13 protein-coding genes are annotated in these 15,086 nt (G+C 70.3%); 8 read left to right on the top strand and 5 right to left on the bottom strand.

Going from position 1 to position 15,086, the window contains the following annotated elements; all coding sequences use genetic code 11:
• Nucleotides 1-95 precede the first annotated feature (95 nt).
• Nucleotides 96-1,283, top strand: coding sequence for a flagellar basal body-associated FliL family protein (locus ATK30_RS18190; RefSeq protein WP_101436597.1), 1,188 nt, complete (start codon nucleotides 96-98; stop codon nucleotides 1,281-1,283).
• The gene (locus tag ATK30_RS18195) at nucleotides 1,276-4,950 is read left to right on the top strand and encodes an FkbM family methyltransferase (protein ID WP_101436598.1); all 3,675 of its coding nucleotides are present in this window, start codon (nucleotides 1,276-1,278) and stop codon (nucleotides 4,948-4,950) included. Before ATK30_RS18190 ends, ATK30_RS18195 begins: the two co-directional genes overlap by 8 nt.
• Nucleotides 4,951-4,971: 21 nt before the next feature.
• Here ATK30_RS18195 and ATK30_RS18200 read toward each other — a convergent pair whose 3' ends face one another.
• Nucleotides 4,972-6,123, bottom strand: a complete 1,152-nt coding sequence (locus ATK30_RS18200; RefSeq protein WP_101436599.1) for a glycosyltransferase family protein — start codon at nucleotides 6,121-6,123, stop codon at nucleotides 4,972-4,974.
• A 194-nt stretch (nucleotides 6,124-6,317) separates the two neighbouring features.
• Here ATK30_RS18200 and ATK30_RS18205 point away from each other — a divergent pair, with 194 nt between their 5' ends.
• Nucleotides 6,318-7,898 (top strand): acyltransferase family protein, encoded by a 1,581-nt coding sequence (locus tag ATK30_RS18205; RefSeq protein ID WP_101436600.1) that lies wholly within the window; start codon nucleotides 6,318-6,320, stop codon nucleotides 7,896-7,898.
• An 83-nt stretch (nucleotides 7,899-7,981) separates the two neighbouring features.
• Here ATK30_RS18205 and ATK30_RS18210 read toward each other — a convergent pair whose 3' ends face one another.
• Both ATK30_RS18210 and ATK30_RS18215 read right to left on the bottom strand, forming a co-directional pair.
• Nucleotides 7,982-8,656 carry a response regulator gene (locus ATK30_RS18210; RefSeq protein ID WP_101436601.1) on the bottom strand — a complete coding sequence of 225 codons (675 nt, stop codon included), beginning with the start codon at nucleotides 8,654-8,656 and terminating at the stop codon, nucleotides 7,982-7,984.
• The gene (locus tag ATK30_RS18215) at nucleotides 8,653-9,774 is read right to left on the bottom strand and encodes a sensor histidine kinase (RefSeq protein WP_101436602.1); all 1,122 of its coding nucleotides are present in this window, start codon (nucleotides 9,772-9,774) and stop codon (nucleotides 8,653-8,655) included. Before ATK30_RS18215 ends, ATK30_RS18210 begins: the two co-directional genes overlap by 4 nt.
• A 133-nt stretch (nucleotides 9,775-9,907) precedes the next feature.
• Here ATK30_RS18215 and ATK30_RS18220 point away from each other — a divergent pair, with 133 nt between their 5' ends.
• On the top strand, nucleotides 9,908-10,342 hold the full coding sequence (locus ATK30_RS18220; RefSeq protein WP_101436603.1) for a hypothetical protein: 435 nt from the start codon (nucleotides 9,908-9,910) through the stop codon (nucleotides 10,340-10,342).
• Here the strand turns inward: ATK30_RS18220 and ATK30_RS18225 are convergent.
• Nucleotides 10,279-11,124, bottom strand: a complete 846-nt coding sequence (locus tag ATK30_RS18225) for a helix-turn-helix transcriptional regulator (protein WP_101436604.1) — start codon at nucleotides 11,122-11,124, stop codon at nucleotides 10,279-10,281. The genes ATK30_RS18220 and ATK30_RS18225 overlap by 64 nt on opposite strands.
• A gap of 103 nt (nucleotides 11,125-11,227) precedes the next feature.
• On the opposite strand from ATK30_RS18225, the gene ATK30_RS18230 reads away from it, so the two are divergent.
• Genes ATK30_RS18230 through ATK30_RS18245 form a run of 4 tightly spaced genes read left to right on the top strand, consistent with a single transcriptional unit; the run spans nucleotide 11,228 to nucleotide 14,554 of the window.
• The gene (locus tag ATK30_RS18230; RefSeq protein ID WP_101436605.1) at nucleotides 11,228-12,670 is read left to right on the top strand and encodes an MFS transporter; all 1,443 of its coding nucleotides are present in this window, start codon (nucleotides 11,228-11,230) and stop codon (nucleotides 12,668-12,670) included.
• Between the two features lie 46 nt (nucleotides 12,671-12,716).
• The gene (locus ATK30_RS18235; RefSeq protein ID WP_101436606.1) at nucleotides 12,717-13,241 is read left to right on the top strand and encodes an RNA polymerase sigma factor; all 525 of its coding nucleotides are present in this window, start codon (nucleotides 12,717-12,719) and stop codon (nucleotides 13,239-13,241) included.
• Nucleotides 13,234-14,118 (top strand): VOC family protein, encoded by an 885-nt coding sequence (locus ATK30_RS18240; RefSeq protein ID WP_101436607.1) that lies wholly within the window; start codon nucleotides 13,234-13,236, stop codon nucleotides 14,116-14,118. The genes ATK30_RS18235 and ATK30_RS18240 overlap by 8 nt, the downstream gene beginning before the upstream one ends.
• A 52-nt stretch (nucleotides 14,119-14,170) precedes the next feature.
• On the top strand, nucleotides 14,171-14,554 hold the full coding sequence (locus ATK30_RS18245) for a hypothetical protein (protein WP_167441942.1): 384 nt from the start codon (nucleotides 14,171-14,173) through the stop codon (nucleotides 14,552-14,554).
• Between the two features lie 27 nt (nucleotides 14,555-14,581).
• Here the strand turns inward: ATK30_RS18245 and ATK30_RS18250 are convergent, their stop codons facing one another.
• Nucleotides 14,582-14,962 (bottom strand): VOC family protein, encoded by a 381-nt coding sequence (locus tag ATK30_RS18250; protein ID WP_101436609.1) that lies wholly within the window; start codon nucleotides 14,960-14,962, stop codon nucleotides 14,582-14,584.
• Nucleotides 14,963-15,086: the final 124 nt, after the last annotated feature.

The following is a 15,086-nucleotide window of genomic DNA, read 5'->3' on the forward strand; positions in this document are numbered from 1 at the left end:
GGGTCGCACCCGTGCACAATGTCCACGTCGTCACACACAATCGGGTAGCGACGACGCATTGACCGTCGCCATGCCGACAGATAAGGGGGGCCCTGGTGTCCTGGCAGGAGGAGCTGCGCCGGCTGGACGAGGAGCTCGCGTCAGGGCGACTGTCCGCGGACGACTATCGCATCCGGCGTGATCAGGTGCTGTCGTCAGCTGTCGGCCAGCAGGACCAGCCCGCTCCGCCGCCGCCGAGCCAGAGCGCGGACTCGACGCAGGTGATCGCCCCGGTCAGCCCGCCCGGCGGAGTGCCGCAGCAGCAGCCGCAGGCCCCGCAGCAGCCGCCCGCCGACGGCGGTGCCGAGCGCACCCAGGTCGTGCAGTCGTGGCAGAATCAGCAGCCGCCCGCGGACGCCGGTCCCGAGCGCACCCAGGTCGTGCAGCCGCAGCAGCACCAGCCGCAGGCGCACTACTCCCCGCCCGGCGGGTTCCCGCAGGGCACGCCGTCCTCGCCGCCCGGCGGTTTCCCGCAGCAGCAGCCGTGGAACGCGGCCGACAGCGACCAGACCCCGCCGTGGGGCGGCGGCGATCTTCCGCCGCTCGGCCCGTCCGGGGGCGACTCCGAATGGGTCCGCCAGGGTCCGGAGTACTTCAGCGACAAGCCGAAGAAGAGCAACGGCAAGAAGATCGGCGCGATCGTCGGCGCGGTGATCGTGCTGGCCGGCATCGCGTTCGGCGCGTACTGGCTGTGGGGCCGCGACAGCGGAGGCGGCGGCACCGACCAGACCACCGCGCAGCACCAGCCGGGTCCGTCGTCGGCCCCGAAGCCGCCGGACCCGCTCGGCGTCGCGAGCATGCCGGGCAAGGCCGAGACGCACGACGACATCACGTCGTTCTCGCAGGTCGACACCCTGAAATACCTCAACCCGCAGGAACTGAGCGCCTACCAGGCGTCGGGCGCGTCAAAGGTCAAGTTCGTCGTGTACCACCTCGACGACGGCAACGTGATCACGCTCTTCCTCGCGCAGGCCAGCAGCCCGACCGCGGCGAAGACCGCGGCCGAGAAGCTGATGGAGGTCCAGGTCACGAACGGGGCCAAGCGCGACACCACCGCGCCGAACGGCGTGTTCGCCACCTCGATCGACCCGAAGGAAGGCCAGTCGGCCCAGTCGCGCGGGCACTACGCGCACGGGAACGTGATCGTCCGCGTCGAGGTGTCCGGCAAGGCCGCCGAGCAGACGAAGACCGACTTCACCACCGCGCTGAACCAGCAGCTCACGGTGCTGACCGCCGATGCCTGAGCCCGGGACCACCGCCTGTACGATCGTCGCCCGCAACTATGTGCCGGCCGCGCGCGTGCTGGCCCGCTCCTATCTCGAGCACCATCCGGGCGGCCGCTTCGTCATCGCGGTCATCGACGCCCCGCGCGACCAGTCGGACCGGGCCGGCGACGGACTCACCGTCGTCGGCCCGGCCGCGTTCGGCATCGACGAGGACGACTACCTGCGGATGGCGACCGCGTACTCGGTCACCGAACTCGCCACCTCGGTCAAGCCGTATCTGCTGCGCGAGCTGCTGAAAGAGTCCGAGGCCGCGATCTACCTCGACCCGGACATCGAGCTGTTCGCGCCGATCCCCGAGGTCGCCGAACTGGCCCGCGAACACGACATCGTGCTCGCGCCGCACTTCCTGACCCCGTTGCCGCAGGACGGCATGGAGCCGGACGACGCGGTGATCATGGGCACCGGCATGTTCAACCTCGGCTTCATCGGCGTCGGCCGCGGCGCCGGGCCGTTCCTCGACTTCTGGGCGGGCAGGCTGCGCCACGACGCGATCGTCGCGCCCGAACAGCAGCTGTTCACCGACCAGCGCTGGGTCGACCAGGTGCCGTCGCTGTTCCGGCACCACGTCGTCACCGACCCCGGATTCGACGTTGCGTACTGGAACCTCCACGAGCGGCCGATCGGCCGCGACGAGGACGGCACCCTGACCGCGGGCGGCGCGAAGCTGCGGTTCTTCCACTTCAGCGGTTACCGGCCGGAAAAGCCGTGGCTGCTCAGCTTCCACTGCGCGCGCAAGCCTCGCGTGCTGCTGTCGCACAACGACGACCTTCGCGCCATCTGCGATTCGTACGGCACGAAGCTGCGCGAAGCGGGGTACGCGGAGTCGCTCGACTCGATTCCGTACGGCTTCAAGGACTTCCAGGACGGCACCCCGGTGCCGAAGCTCGCGCGGCGCGTTTTCCGCGAGGGCTGGATCAAAGCCGAGCGCAAGAAGAAGCCCGCACCGCCGCACGCGTACGGCGAGGACGGCGGGCAAGCGCTGCGCGAATGGCTCGCCACCCCGGAGGACCAGGGCCAGGCCGCGGCCGGGCTGAACCGGCTGACGCACGCGATCTGGGCGTCGCGGATCGACCTGCAGATGGCGTTCCCGCATCCGTACGGCGACGACGCCGACGGCTTCCGGCACTGGTGCGCCGGGTCCGGCGTCTCCGAGGCCGGCCTGCCGGAATGGGCGCTCCCGTCCGAACCGGTCGCGACCCGTCCGCCGCACGACGAGTTCGGCGTGAACCTGCTCGGCTACCTGACCGCTGAGCTGGGGCTCGGCGAGATGGGCCGGATCGTGCTCGAGGCGATCGAGACCGGCGGCGTGCCGGTGGCCACGGTGCTGGAGGAGAAGGCGGTCTCGAACCGCACCGGCATCGAACGGCCGGCGACGGTCGGCGATCCGCGGTTCCCGGTGAGCGTGTTCGCGGTGAACGCGGACCAGACCCGCACCATCCTGACCAACCACCCCGAGGTCGGTGCCGGGCGCTACCGGATCGGGCTGTGGGCGTGGGAGCTCGAAGACTTCCCGCAGTGGCAGCACGAGGCGTTCGGGATGCTCGACGAGATCTGGACGGTCAGCGACTTCTGCCGCCGGGCGTTCGCCGCGCATTCGCCGATCCCGGTCAAGACGATCCCGGTGCCGGTGCGCGATCCGGGCGAGCCGTCACCGCCTGCCCGCGAAAAGGGCGAACCGGTGCGGTTCCTGTTCGCCTTCGACTTCAACAGCGTCGCGGAGCGCAAAAACCCTTGGGGTGCGGTCGTTGCGTTCCAGCGGGCGTTCCCGGGACGCGAGGACGTCCGGCTCACCGTCAAGGCGATCAACGCGAAGCTGCACCCGCAGGCCGCGGAACGGCTGCGCGCGGTCGTGCGCGGCGACGACCGGATCGAACTGGTCGAGCGCTACCTCACCGTCGCCGAATTGCACGAGCTCTACGAGACCAGCACCGCTTACGTTTCGCTGCACCGCAGCGAGGGCTTCGGGCTCACCGTCGCCGAGGCGATGGCGCGCGCGATGCCGGTGATCTCGACGGATTACTCCAGCACCACGGAATTCCTCGACGCGTCCACCGGCTGGCCGATCCCGTACCGGCTGGTGCCGGTCGGCGAGGGCAACTACCCGTACCACGCCGACGCGGTCTGGGCGGAGCCCGACCTGGACGCCGCGGCGACCGCGATGGTGCAGATCGCCGACGACCCGGCCGAGGCGGCCGCTCGCGGCAAGCGTGCGCGAGAGGTCATCCTGCGCGAGCGGTCGATGGCGACCGCGGCCGAGTGGATGCGGCGCGAGCTGGAGCGGGCGTACGAAACGTGGCAGGAGCGGCAGCGCACCGCGGCACCGCCGCCGGAGCACCCGCTCAGCCCGCTGCAGCAGGCGACCGAGGCGTTGCGCTGGCGTCCGGAAGCGGACACGCCGTCGCGGCTGCCGCTCGCGCCCGCGCTGCGCAAGGCCGTGCTGCGCGCGATCGACCACTACGACGTGCACCAGCGCAAGGTGATGGGCGCGCTGCTCGCGGCCACCGAGGAAAGCAACCGGCGGTTGCTGGACCGGATCGAAGGCCTGGAACGCACCGGCGACGAGTCGCGCCGGGCCGCGCAGTCCACGCGCACGCTCGGCGAACGGCTCGAAGCGTTGCGAGGCACGGTCGACGAGCTGCGTCGCCAAGCCCCGGAAACGGACCTGGCGTTGCGCAATCTCGAAGCGGACGTCGCGAAGCTGGCCGAGGGTTACGACGGCGTCGGCGCGGAGGTCGAGGCCGCGGCGGGGACCGTGCACAAGATGTTCGCGCGCCGCGACGAGCGCCTCGACGCCGACGAGAAGGCCATCCAGCGGGTGACCCTCGACGTCAGCGCGATGCGGGACGCGGCCCGGCTCAGGCACGCTCCGGTGCCGCGAGGGGCGGACGTCGTCCAGTGCGACGTCGGCGCGCTGCTGATGCCGGTCGACGAGGTCATGCTGCCGTGGATCCTGTTCCACCGGTCCTGGGAGGACAGCGAAGCCGAGCTGATGGCGTCGCTGGCGGACGGCGCGTTCCTCGACGTCGGCGCGCACGTCGGCTACCACACGCTGCGGCTGCTGCGGGCCACGCCGGAAGTGACCAGGGTGATCGCGGTGGAGGCCGACCCGGTCAACGCCGCGTACCTGCGCCGCAACGTCGAGGTCAACCTGCCGCCGGCGGCGGGCGAGCTGGTCACCGTGGTCGAGTCGGCCGCGTGGGACGAGCCGGGCACCGTGCACCTGACGCAGGCGACCCCGGGCAACAGCGGCGACAACCGCGTCAGCACGGACGGCTCCGGCGTCGAGGTCCCGGCGGTGCGGCTGGACGCCGTGCCCGAGGTGACCGAACAGCGGATCGGCCTGGTGAAGGTCGACCTGCAGGGCCGCGACCACCGTGCGCTGGCGGGACTGACCGAGGTGCTGCGCCGCGACCGGCCGCACGTCGTGTGCGAGTTCGACCCGGGCGCGATCTCCGAACTGGGCGACGACCCGGCCGCCGTGCTCGCCGGATACCGCTCGCTCGGCTACACGCCGAAGGTGGTCACCGACGACGGCCCGGCCGACCAGGTGCTCGACGACCCGGCGATCATCGCCGCGGCCAAGGCGGACGAGAAGGAATTCGTCACGCTGTGGCTGGCGCCCTGAGCTGATCGCGCACGTGGAGCCTCAGGGCGCCACGTGCGCGATGGTCAGCAGGAACGCTCCGTACCAAGCGCTTCCGACGGTGATCACCGGCAGCAGCACCGCCAGCACCCGGTTCGGCAGCTTCGCCAGCATGAGCGCGACCGGCACGGTCAGCACGAACGCCGGCAGCAGGAAACGCGCGCGGGACTGGAAGAAGTTCGAGGAGCACAGCGCGATCACCACGGTGAGGGTGCCGTAGATCTGCCACGGCAACGGCAGCCGCGTCGCCCACGTCCAGAACTGCAGCACCACCGCGGCGAGCACGACGAGCGCGGTCACCGTGATCCAGCTTGCGTGGTCCGAGGTGAGGCCTTCGCGGACCTGGGTCCAGGTGAAGACGCCGAAGTCGAAGTGCATCTGCCAGGCGTTCTGCAGCCAGAACCAGCCGTCCGGACGGCCGGTCTGGATCCAGACGTACCCGAAGTAACCCAGCAGACCGAGCGGCGCGATCAACCCGCCGATCCACGGCCGCCAGCCATCGCGACGCTGGAAAACCGCGATGAGCGCGGCGATGCCGACCGCCGCGATCAACGCGCCGGAACTCGCCCGGGTCAGCCCGGCCAGCACCGCGAGCCCGCCCGCGGCCAGCCATTCGCGCCGCGCGAGCAGCACGAACGTCCAGGCCACCAGCGCCATCAGCAGCGATTCCGAATACCCCAGATGCAGTGCCGTCGAACCCGGCCCGATCGACCACAGCACGGCGACCAGCAGGCCCACGCGCGGTCCGGCCAGGTCGCGGCCCAGCACGAACAGGCCCCACGCGGCCGCACATCCGGCCAGCAGCGAGATCGTCATCGCGGCCCCGAGCGGCGGGATCCCGACCAGCGTCAGCAACGCCACCGTCGCCGGGTACAGCGGGAAGAACACCAGGCTGTTCTCGACCGGCAGCCCGTTGGCGCCGAGCGTGACCGGCTGGTCGTAACCGTGCTGCGCGACCGAGAGGAACCAGTTCGCGTCGAAGTTGGCGATGAACCGGCCCGGCGACACGTCGGCCTTCCAGCTCATCATCCACAGCACGCCGAACGCGACGATCTGGAACACCAGGTAGAGGCTGATCGCCGGGGCGGCTTGGCGGAAGGCGGCGCGCAGCGACGGCGAACTCTCGACGGCCTCGTCGAGACTGGACTGCTGCACGCTCCCCGAACTCCTGAACTGTTCGTGCGAAACCGGACGAATTCCTGCCTGATCGTACCTGCCGACCGCATAATCCGAGGCCAGAAAGGGTCTTGTGACTTATCCCCCCGGTTGCCGCCAATTGCGGGGAGTACGTCCGGGCCGGGTCGGCGAAGCGGTAGCCTTCACGAGGTTGTCGGTAGCGGAAGACGGGGGTGAGCACGCTGGCCGAGCCGAATTCCGCTGCCCTGGCCGACTCTTCGCCCGCGCCGCCGAAGAAGACCCGGATCGTCTTCATCGACATCGGCCGAGGCCTCGGCGCGCTGCTGGTCTTCTACAGCCACATCGCCCATCCGTGGGTCATCGCGAAGAACGACAAAGCCCCGTATCTCGACTTCATCGAGGCGCTCACGAGCGATCCGATGCACATGTCGAAACAGGGCATCGGGCAGATCGCGGTGCCGTTTTTCTTCCTGGTCAGCGGTTTCGTCGTGACGCCGATCGCGCTGCGCCAGGGTACCGGGCGATTCGCGCTCAACCGGTTCATCCGGGTGTACGCGCCGATGCTGTTCGTGGTGGTGCTGACCGCGTTCCTGCTGCTGGTGAACCTGCACCCGCCGTCGACCGGCCAGCCGCAGACGCTGAACCCGCTCACCGTCCTCACGAACACGACGCTGGCCAACTACCTGATCTACCCGCAGGTCGTGCTGGTGCCGGTGGCCTGGACGATGATCGTCGAGGTCATCTTCTACCTGCTGCTGATGGCGGTGCTGCCGCTGCTGCGCCGGTGGGTGTGGCTCGCGATCGCGGTGGAGTTGACGTTCGTCTTCGTGGTGATGATGAGCCGGTCCCAGCTCGGACCGTCGTGGTCGTTGTTCGCGGTGAACGTCTCGTACCTGCCCGCGATGCTGATCGGCCAGATCATCTGGGCGACGACCAAGAAGCAGATCCCGCTCTGGACCGGCGCGCTGTACGGCGGCTGCGCGTGGTCGCTGTACGTGCTGGCGGACGTCATCAACGTCGGTCGCGTGGACAGCTCGTACAACCTCGCGCTGGCCTTCGCCGTCACCTGCTTCCTGATGGGCATGTTCGCCGAGGACCGGCTGAAGCAGCGCAAGATCTGGACCATGCTGTCCGAGCGCAGCTACTCGATCTACCTGCTGCACATGCTGGTCACGTTCGTGCTGCTGCAGTTGCTGCGTCCGGCGGTGCCGCTGCCGATCGCGCTGCTGATCGTGATCCCGGCGGTGTTCGGGGTGGTCGAGTTCAGCTACCGGTTCGTGGAGCGGCCGAGCCACTCGCTGGCGCGGCGGCTGTCGCACCGGCCGAAGCCGCCTCCGCCCGCGCCGGAAACGCCCGAACCGCCAGTGGAGCCGCCGGTCGAAACGCCGGGGGAAACCACTCAGCTCGTGGACGCCGCCGAGGTGACCACCGAGATCCCGAGGATTACGGCCGAACCGCTGCCGCCGCGTCGTCCGGCGCCCCGGCCGCGTCCCGTGCAGAACGGGCGGCCGCCGAGGATCGGCACTCCGCCGCCCAGCGACGCTCCGCGCGTTGACCAGCCGCGCCCGATGGCGCCTCGCGCGAATGGCGGCGCGCACCGGGCGCGTCCCGTCACGGAATCGGGCGTCGACCGCATGGCCGAGCCGCCAGTGCGCCGCGCGGTGCCGCCGCGCCGGCCTCCGTCAGCTCCGCCGGAGCTGCGCTACCAGCCGGACCAGGAAAACCAGGCCCAGCGCGGCGACCACGACGATCTCCCACGCCACCGGGACTCCTTCCGTCACACCCCTCGCTGAGATGTGATGCTCTTCCCGTAAGGCGCGCGACGGTGGGAGGACGTTCACCGACACGGCGTAACTCACACTCTGGGCTTAGCTCATCAGTGCGAGCCGCGGCGCGGGGTGACGAGGCCGGATTCGTAGGCGAGCACCACCAGCTGCGCCCGGTCGCGAGCGCCGATCTTGGTCATGATGCGGCTGACGTGCGTCCGTGCGGTCGCCGTGGAGATGACGAGGTGAGCGGCGATTTCGTCGTTCGACAACCCGCCCGCGACCAGTGCCAGCACCTCGCGTTCGCGTTCGGTCACCTCCTGCACGGCCGAGGTGTCGATCCGCCGGTGCTCCGGCCGTCCGACGATCTCGGCGATCAACCGGCGCGTGACGGTCGGCGCGAGCAACGCCTCCCCCGCCGCGACGACGCGCAGCGCGTGCAGGAGTTCGACCGGTTCGGTGTCCTTCAGCAGGAACCCGCTGGCCCCCGCGCGGAGCGCCTCGTAGACGTACTCATCGACGTCGAACGTGGTCAGGACCAGCACTTTCACCCCGGTGAGGTCGGGATGCGAGGTGATCCGGCGGGTCGCTTCGAGACCGTCGGTGCCGGGCATCCGGATGTCCATCACGACGATGTCGGGCCGGTGCTCGACCGCTTGCGCGACGGCCTGCTCGCCGTCGCTCGCCTCGCCGGCGACCTCGAAGCCGTCCTCGGTGTCCAGCAGCAGCCGGAATCCGGCGCGGACCAGGGCCTGGTCGTCGGCCAGTACGACGCGGATGGTCATTTCTCCCCCTCCACGGGCAGTTCCGCCCGCACCTGGAAACCCTGCCCGGTGACGCTCGCCTCGACGCTGCCGCCGAGCGCCGTCGCGCGTTCCCGCATGCCGCGCAGACCGTGGCCGGGCGTCGGCTGGACGGTGCCGCGGCCGTCGTCGCGCACGATCAGGACCAGCGTGCCCGGCTTCCGCTCGAAGCGGACCTCGACGCGCTGCGCCCCCTCGGCATGCCGGACGACATTGGTGAGCGACTCCTGCAGGATCCGGTACGCAGCGCCGTCCACGGGCGCGGGCAGCTCGCCGGTTTCGCCATGGAGCTCGACTTCCAACCCGGCGGTACGCGCGTGGTCCAGCAGCTCTTCGACCTGGGCAAGGCTCGGCGCGGGCGCGCGGTTCTCGCCGGAACGCAGCACGGCGAGCGTCGCGCGGAGGTCGTTGAGTGCGGACGCGCTGGCCGCCTTGATGTTGAGCAGCGCCTCTTTCGCCTGCTCCGGCCGCCGATCCGCGACGTGTGCGGCAACCCCGGCCTGGACGTTGATCATGGCGAGGCTGTGCGCGACCACGTCGTGCACCTCGCGGGCGATGCGGAGCCGCTCCTGCTCGGCCATCCGGTGCCGGTGCTCGTCGGCCTGCTCGCGCCGCGCGGCGACGGCGGCGAACTGGAACCGGACCGCGGTCGCGATACCGATCACGGCGGACATCCAGACCACGGCGAACAACGCCCACGCACTGACCGCAAACGTTTGCGCAACGACGATGTGGACCACGTACGCCGCCACGAGGACGGTCGCGCCAGTGCTCCCGGCGACCACCGGACCCTTCCGCCGGGTAAGCACGAACAACGCGATGGTGGGGACGATGATCACCGGTCCGCCGGGCTCCGCCGACAGGTAGTACGCGTACGCCGAGGCCGCGGTGAGCACGAAAAGCGGCAGTGGGTACCGGTGCACGAGCAGCAGGGTGAGGACGGTCGCGGCCAGCCACGCGGCCCCGAGCGGACTCAGCGGGTGCGGGGCGTGCTGCCAGCGGCCGGACGCGCTGGAGCCGCCGAGCACGAAGGCGAGCACCACGAGGGTCCGGAACACCCGCCCGAACCACGGGTTCCGCGCCCGCCACCAGTAGTGCATGGTGCGAAAGCTACCGGGGAAGTCCGTCGGGCGCGTCCGTCAAGGAGCGCGGGATCCGGCTACGCGCGGCGAGGTATGTCGAGAACGCTCGCGCGGCTCCGTTCACTGGTCAAACGGAGAAACGGAGACGGCGATGGGCGAGGTAGTGGCCGGGGCGAGCATGTCGCTGGTCGGTTTCGTGGCGGGGCCGGGCGAATCGGGGTTCGATCTGTTCTTCGGCTGGACGGGCAGCGGTGCTGAGGAGGTGCCGACCGCGCAGCCGGGACGTTCGCTGCGCATGTCCCCGGCCAGCGCGAAGGTCGTACGCGCGCAACTGGAGTCGACCGGGGCGCTGGTGGTCGGACGGCGGCTGTTCGACCTGACCTCGGGCTGGGGCGGGACGCATCCGTTCGGCGTGCCGGTGCTGCTCGGCGGCGGGGTGTCGTTCTTCGGCGAGTTCGGGCTCGGACCGGTGCGCCTCGGCCCTCCCGACGTCACGCCCGGCAAGGGCGTGACCCATCTGCGCTATCGCGTGGTCGGGACGAATTCCCGCAGCTTCTCCCGGGTCTCGTCGTTCGCCGGGGTGTAGACCGACATCCGGATCTCCGAGCGGCGGCCGGCGTAGAGGTAGGTGAAGTCGAACGTCAGCAGGCCCGCCTCCGGGTGCAGGTACCGCTTGCTCTTGGCCTGCTCGGTGTTCACGTCGTGCTGGCTCCACAGCTCCGCGAAGCACGGCGACTCCGCCTTGAGCCGTTTGACCAGCGACTTCCAGCCGGGTTCGCCCATGTGCTCGGCCATCGCGGCGCGGAAGGACGAGACCATCCGCGGCACGTTCTGCTCCCAGTCGACCATCCGCTCTTTCCACTCGGGATTGAGCAGGCACTGGACGAGCGTGTTGCGTTCCTCGTACGGGATCTTGTCGACGCCGCCCATCAGCCAGTCGTAGCCGGCGTTGTGGCCGAGCACGTCGAAGCGCGCGTTGCGGACCGCGACCGGGAACGGCTCCAGCTGGACCATCATGTCCTGCATCGACGGGGTGATCGCGGAGCAGTTCTTCTTCTCGGTGACCGGCTCCGGCGCGCCGGCGAGGGTGAACAGGTGCACGTGCTCGTGCGGATCGAGCCGCAACGTGCGGGAGATCGCGCTGAGCACCTGCTCGGACGCGTTGATGTCGCGGCCCTGTTCGAGCCACGTGTACCAGGTGACGCCCACCCCGGCGAGCTGCGCGACCTCCTCGCGGCGCAGCCCCGGCGTGCGCCTGCGGCCGCCGATCGGCAGGCCGACCTGCTCGGGCGTGATGCGGCCGCGCCGGTTGCGGAGGAACTCTCCCAGCTCGGTCCGGCGCAGGCGGTCTTCGATGCCAGTGGTCACGAATACCAGGGAAGCACACCGCCGACCCTGTTACCAGGTAGTCGCAGTACCAGGATAAAAGCACACCTGGTACCAGGGTTTGCCTCAGCGGAACGTAGTACTCATGACGACTACCACCACCGCCCCGGCAACGGCCACCGCCGCCGTCGGGACGCCGGCGAGGACCGGACTCACGTCCGCCGGCTTGATCACCGTGCTGCTGGGGGCGGCACTGCCGATCATCGACTTCTTCATCGTCAACGTCGCCCTGCCCACCATCGATGCCGACCTCCACGCATCCACCGCGACGCTCGAACTCGTCGTCGCGGGCTACGGCATCGCGTACGCGGTGCTGCTCGTGCTCGGCGGACGGCTCGGCGACACCTTCGGCAGGCGCAAGCTCTTCCTGCTCGGCCTCATCCTGTTCACGCTCACCTCGCTGGCCTGCGGCGTCGCCCCGGACGCCGCCACGCTGGTCATCGCGCGCGTCGCACAGGGCGCGGCTTCGGCGATGCTGCTGCCGCAGGTGCTGTCGATCATCCAGGCCGGCACGTCCGGCGAACGCCGCTCCCGCGCGATCGGCCTCTTCGGCGCGACCGGCGGCATCGCCACCGTGATCGGGCAGCTGCTCGGCGGCGCGCTGGTGGCCGCCAACCTGTGGGACCTGAGCTGGCGGCCGATCTTCCTGGTCAACGTGCCGATCGGGCTCATCGGGCTGCTGCTCGCGCGCCGCACGGTGCCGGACAGCCGGGCAAGCAACCCGCTCGGCGTCGACCGCTGGGGCACCGCGCTGCTGGCCGTTTCGCTGCTGTCGCTGCTGATCCCGATCATGGAAGGCCGCGCACTCGGCTGGCCGTGGTGGAGCATCGCGCTGCTGGTGCTCTTCCCGTTCGCGGCGTACGGCTTCGCCCGCGTCGAGCGGAAGCTCGAAGCCGCCGGCGGCACCCCGCTGCTGCCGCCGGCCCTGCTGCGCACCGCGAGCGTGCGACACGGCCTGACTGTCGCGGTGCCGTTCTTCTGCACCTTCGGTTCGTTCATGTTCGTCTACGCGGTGACCCTGCAGAACGGCCTGCACCTGGGCCCGCTCGGCGCGGGACTGGCCTTGACCCCGATGGCGGTTGCGTACTTCACGACGTCGCTGGTCAGCAGCCACCTCGTGACCCGGTTCGGCCGCAAGATCGTGCCGATCGGCGGGCTGATCCTCGCTGTCGGACTGCTCGCGCTCGCCGGAACCGCGTTGCTGGAGTGGCCCGACCTGTCGATCTGGCAGCTGGCCCCGGCGATGGTGCTGATCGGCGTCGGCAACGGGCTCGCGATGAGCACCCTGTTCCGGGTCGTGCTGTCCCGGGTGCCCGCCGACCTCGCCGGTGTCGGCGGCGGCGTGCTGACCACGACCCAGCAGACGTCGCTGGCGCTGGGCGTCGCGGTGCTGGGCAGCCTGTTCGCCAGCCTGAGCGTGCCCGGCGTGCTGGGCTATCAGGGTGCGTTTGTGCTGGTCATCGGGATCCTGGCGGCGCTGGCACTGCTGGTGAGCGGGCTGGCGCGGAAACTGCCCGACCCCCGCTGAGAAAGTCGTCCGACGGAAAACTCCGCTCCCGGACGACGATGGAGATGTGACGGAACCTCGGGTGCAGCCAGACCCGGCCTTCGCGCTGCTCGGCCTCTACGAGACGGCCTTGCCGGAGGTCTACGGCTACCTGCTCGCGAGGTGCGGCGACCGCGTGCTGGCGGAGGAACTGACGTCGGAGACGTTCCTGGGCGCGGTCGCCGCTTGCCGCAAGGAGCACGCGCCGCCGGTGAGCACGCCCTGGCTGATCGGGGTGGCCCGGCACAAACTGGCCGACCACTGGCGGCGCGCCGAACGGGAACAGCGCGGGCTGCGGCTCGTGCACGACGCCGAAGACGACGTCGAGGATCCCTGGGACGAGCAACTCGACGCCCTGCGTGCACGGCAGGTGCTCGATTCGCTGTCGGTCTCGCATCGGGCGGTGCTCACCTTGCGCTACGTCGACGGCCTTCCGGTGCGCGACGTCGCCGCGCATCTCGGCCGGACCATCCATGCGACAGAGGCGTTGCTGACGCGGGCCAAAACCGCGTTTCGCCGCGGCTACCAGGAGAAGGAGGGACGCGATGCCTGAACCTTTCGACGCGCTCGCACTGCCCTCGACTCCGGCCGACCCCGATCCGGCCTTCGCCGAGCAGCTGCGGGACGACCTCCGCCGCCTGATCCTGAACGGAGCGGACATGACCACCACCGAAATCGAGGCCCAGCCGGGCGCGCTCACGCCCTACCTGGTCGTGACGGACGCCCGGGCCGCGCTCGACTTCTACGTCGAGGTGTTCGGCGCCCAGCGCCGGGCCGAGCCGATCGTGATGGACGACGGCCGGGTCGGGCACGCCGAACTGGCCATCGGCGGCAGCGTGCTGATGCTCGCCGAGGAATTCCCCGAACTGGGCAATGTCGTCGCTCCCGAGGGCGGCGCGCTGGTGCGCGTCGAGGTGCCGGACCCGCGGGAAGCGGTGCGGCGGGCGGTGGAACTGGGCGCGGAACAGCTGCGGCCGGTCGAAGACCGCGGCTACGGACTGAACGGCGTCATCCGCGACCCGTACGGCCAGCGCTGGCTGGTCGGGAAGGCCGCACCGCGGGCGAGCACTCCCGGGGGCCGCACGTATCGGCACGGCGAGGCCGGATACTTCACCTTCCAGGTGCCTGACGACGTCCGAGCCAAGGCGTTCTACGGCGCGGTGCTCGGCTGGCAGTTCAGCCAGGGCAGCCTGCCGACCGCGTGGCGCATCGAGGGCGACGGCCTGCCCGGCGGGCTGTGGGGCGGGACGGAACTTCAGACCGGCTGGAAGCTGATGTTCGCCGTCGACGACCTCGAAGCCGCGCTCGGCCGGGTGCGCGAGCAGGGCGGCCGGGCAGGCGAGGTGGAGCACCAGCCGTACGGCCGAACAGCGGATTGTGCCGACGACCAGGGGATCGAGTTCTGGCTGTGGGAACAACCACGCACGTGACCTCGGCCAAAACCCGGGCGGCAAACCGGCCGCCCGGGCGCACACTCGGAAGATGGCCGCGCACTGGACGCCCCGAAACGAAGCCGAACTGACTGCCGGCTGGCAGCTGTGGCTCGCGCTGCGCTCGTCCGCCTGGCCGGGACCGGACTGGGACGGGACACCCGCCGAAGCAGTCCGCGGACTGGAACGGTGCTTCGCCGCCTGCGACGAAATCCTCGCCGCGTACGACCAGCCGGACTCCGCGGTCGCCGGGCTGGTGCGCTCGATGCTCCTGGCCGCCAACTGGACCCTCGGACTGTGGCGCGACGACACGGACCCGCTCGATTCCGAGCGCGCCGCCATGCTGCACGCCGACCTGGCCGCGTTCTCCGACCACGCGGAGAGCGTCCGGACCTTGCTGGCCGCGGGCGGCGGGTGGGCCTCGCTTCCGCGGTGACCCGCCCGCCGTCCGTCTACACAGGACTTACCAGCGCGCGGGCCGCTTCCGCTCCGGCTCGTACGGCTGTGTGATGACCTCGATCCCGTTTCCGCCCGGGTCAAGGAAATACACGCCGCGGCCGCCGTGGTTGTGGTTGATCTCGCCCGGCCCCTGCCCGCCGGGTCCGGCGTGGTAGGCGATGCCGGTTTCCTTCAGCCGCGCGAAAAACGCGTCGAAGTCGTCCTCGGGGATGAGGAAACAGTAGTGCTGCAGTCTGCGATCGGCGTCCGGGACCGTGGCGAAGTCGAGCCGCACGTCGTTGCTGGTTTCGACGGGGACGAACGGGCCCCATTCCTCGCCGATCTCGAAACCCAGCAGGTTCGCGAAGAATTCGGCGGATTCCCGGTTGTCCCGGGACGGGACCATGAGGTGATTCAGTTCAAGAGAAGCGGACACGAAGCAATGCCTCCAGAAGGCATCCCAGCACCTCCATGCCTCACCCAGCCGGTGACCGGCACGCGATGCCGCCGAAGAGCATAGCGCAAGACGG

Origin of the sequence: Amycolatopsis echigonensis (genome assembly GCF_002846615.1) — a bacterium.
Taxonomy (GTDB): Bacteria; Actinomycetota; Actinomycetes; order Mycobacteriales; family Pseudonocardiaceae; genus Amycolatopsis; species Amycolatopsis echigonensis.

What these genes read in the sequence shown, in the direction of transcription:
- ATK30_RS18210 (WP_101436601.1), bottom strand. Translation starts at nt 8,656, where the DNA reads ATGACCATCCGCGTCGTACTGGCCGACGACCAGGCCCTGGTCCGCGCC.
- ATK30_RS18215 (WP_101436602.1), bottom strand. Translation starts at nt 9,774, where the DNA reads ATGCACTACTGGTGGCGGGCGCGGAACCCGTGGTTCGGGCGGGTGTTC.
- ATK30_RS18250 (WP_101436609.1), bottom strand. Translation starts at nt 14,962, where the DNA reads ATGGTCCCGTCCCGGGACAACCGGGAATCCGCCGAATTCTTCGCGAAC.
- ATK30_RS18240 (WP_101436607.1), top strand. Translation starts at nt 13,234, where the DNA reads ATGCCTGAACCTTTCGACGCGCTCGCACTGCCCTCGACTCCGGCCGAC.
- ATK30_RS18230 (WP_101436605.1), top strand. Translation starts at nt 11,228, where the DNA reads ATGACGACTACCACCACCGCCCCGGCAACGGCCACCGCCGCCGTCGGG.
- ATK30_RS18195 (WP_101436598.1), top strand. Translation starts at nt 1,276, where the DNA reads ATGCCTGAGCCCGGGACCACCGCCTGTACGATCGTCGCCCGCAACTAT.
- ATK30_RS18220 (WP_101436603.1), top strand. Translation starts at nt 9,908, where the DNA reads ATGGGCGAGGTAGTGGCCGGGGCGAGCATGTCGCTGGTCGGTTTCGTG.
- ATK30_RS18245 (WP_167441942.1), top strand. Translation starts at nt 14,171, where the DNA reads ATGGCCGCGCACTGGACGCCCCGAAACGAAGCCGAACTGACTGCCGGC.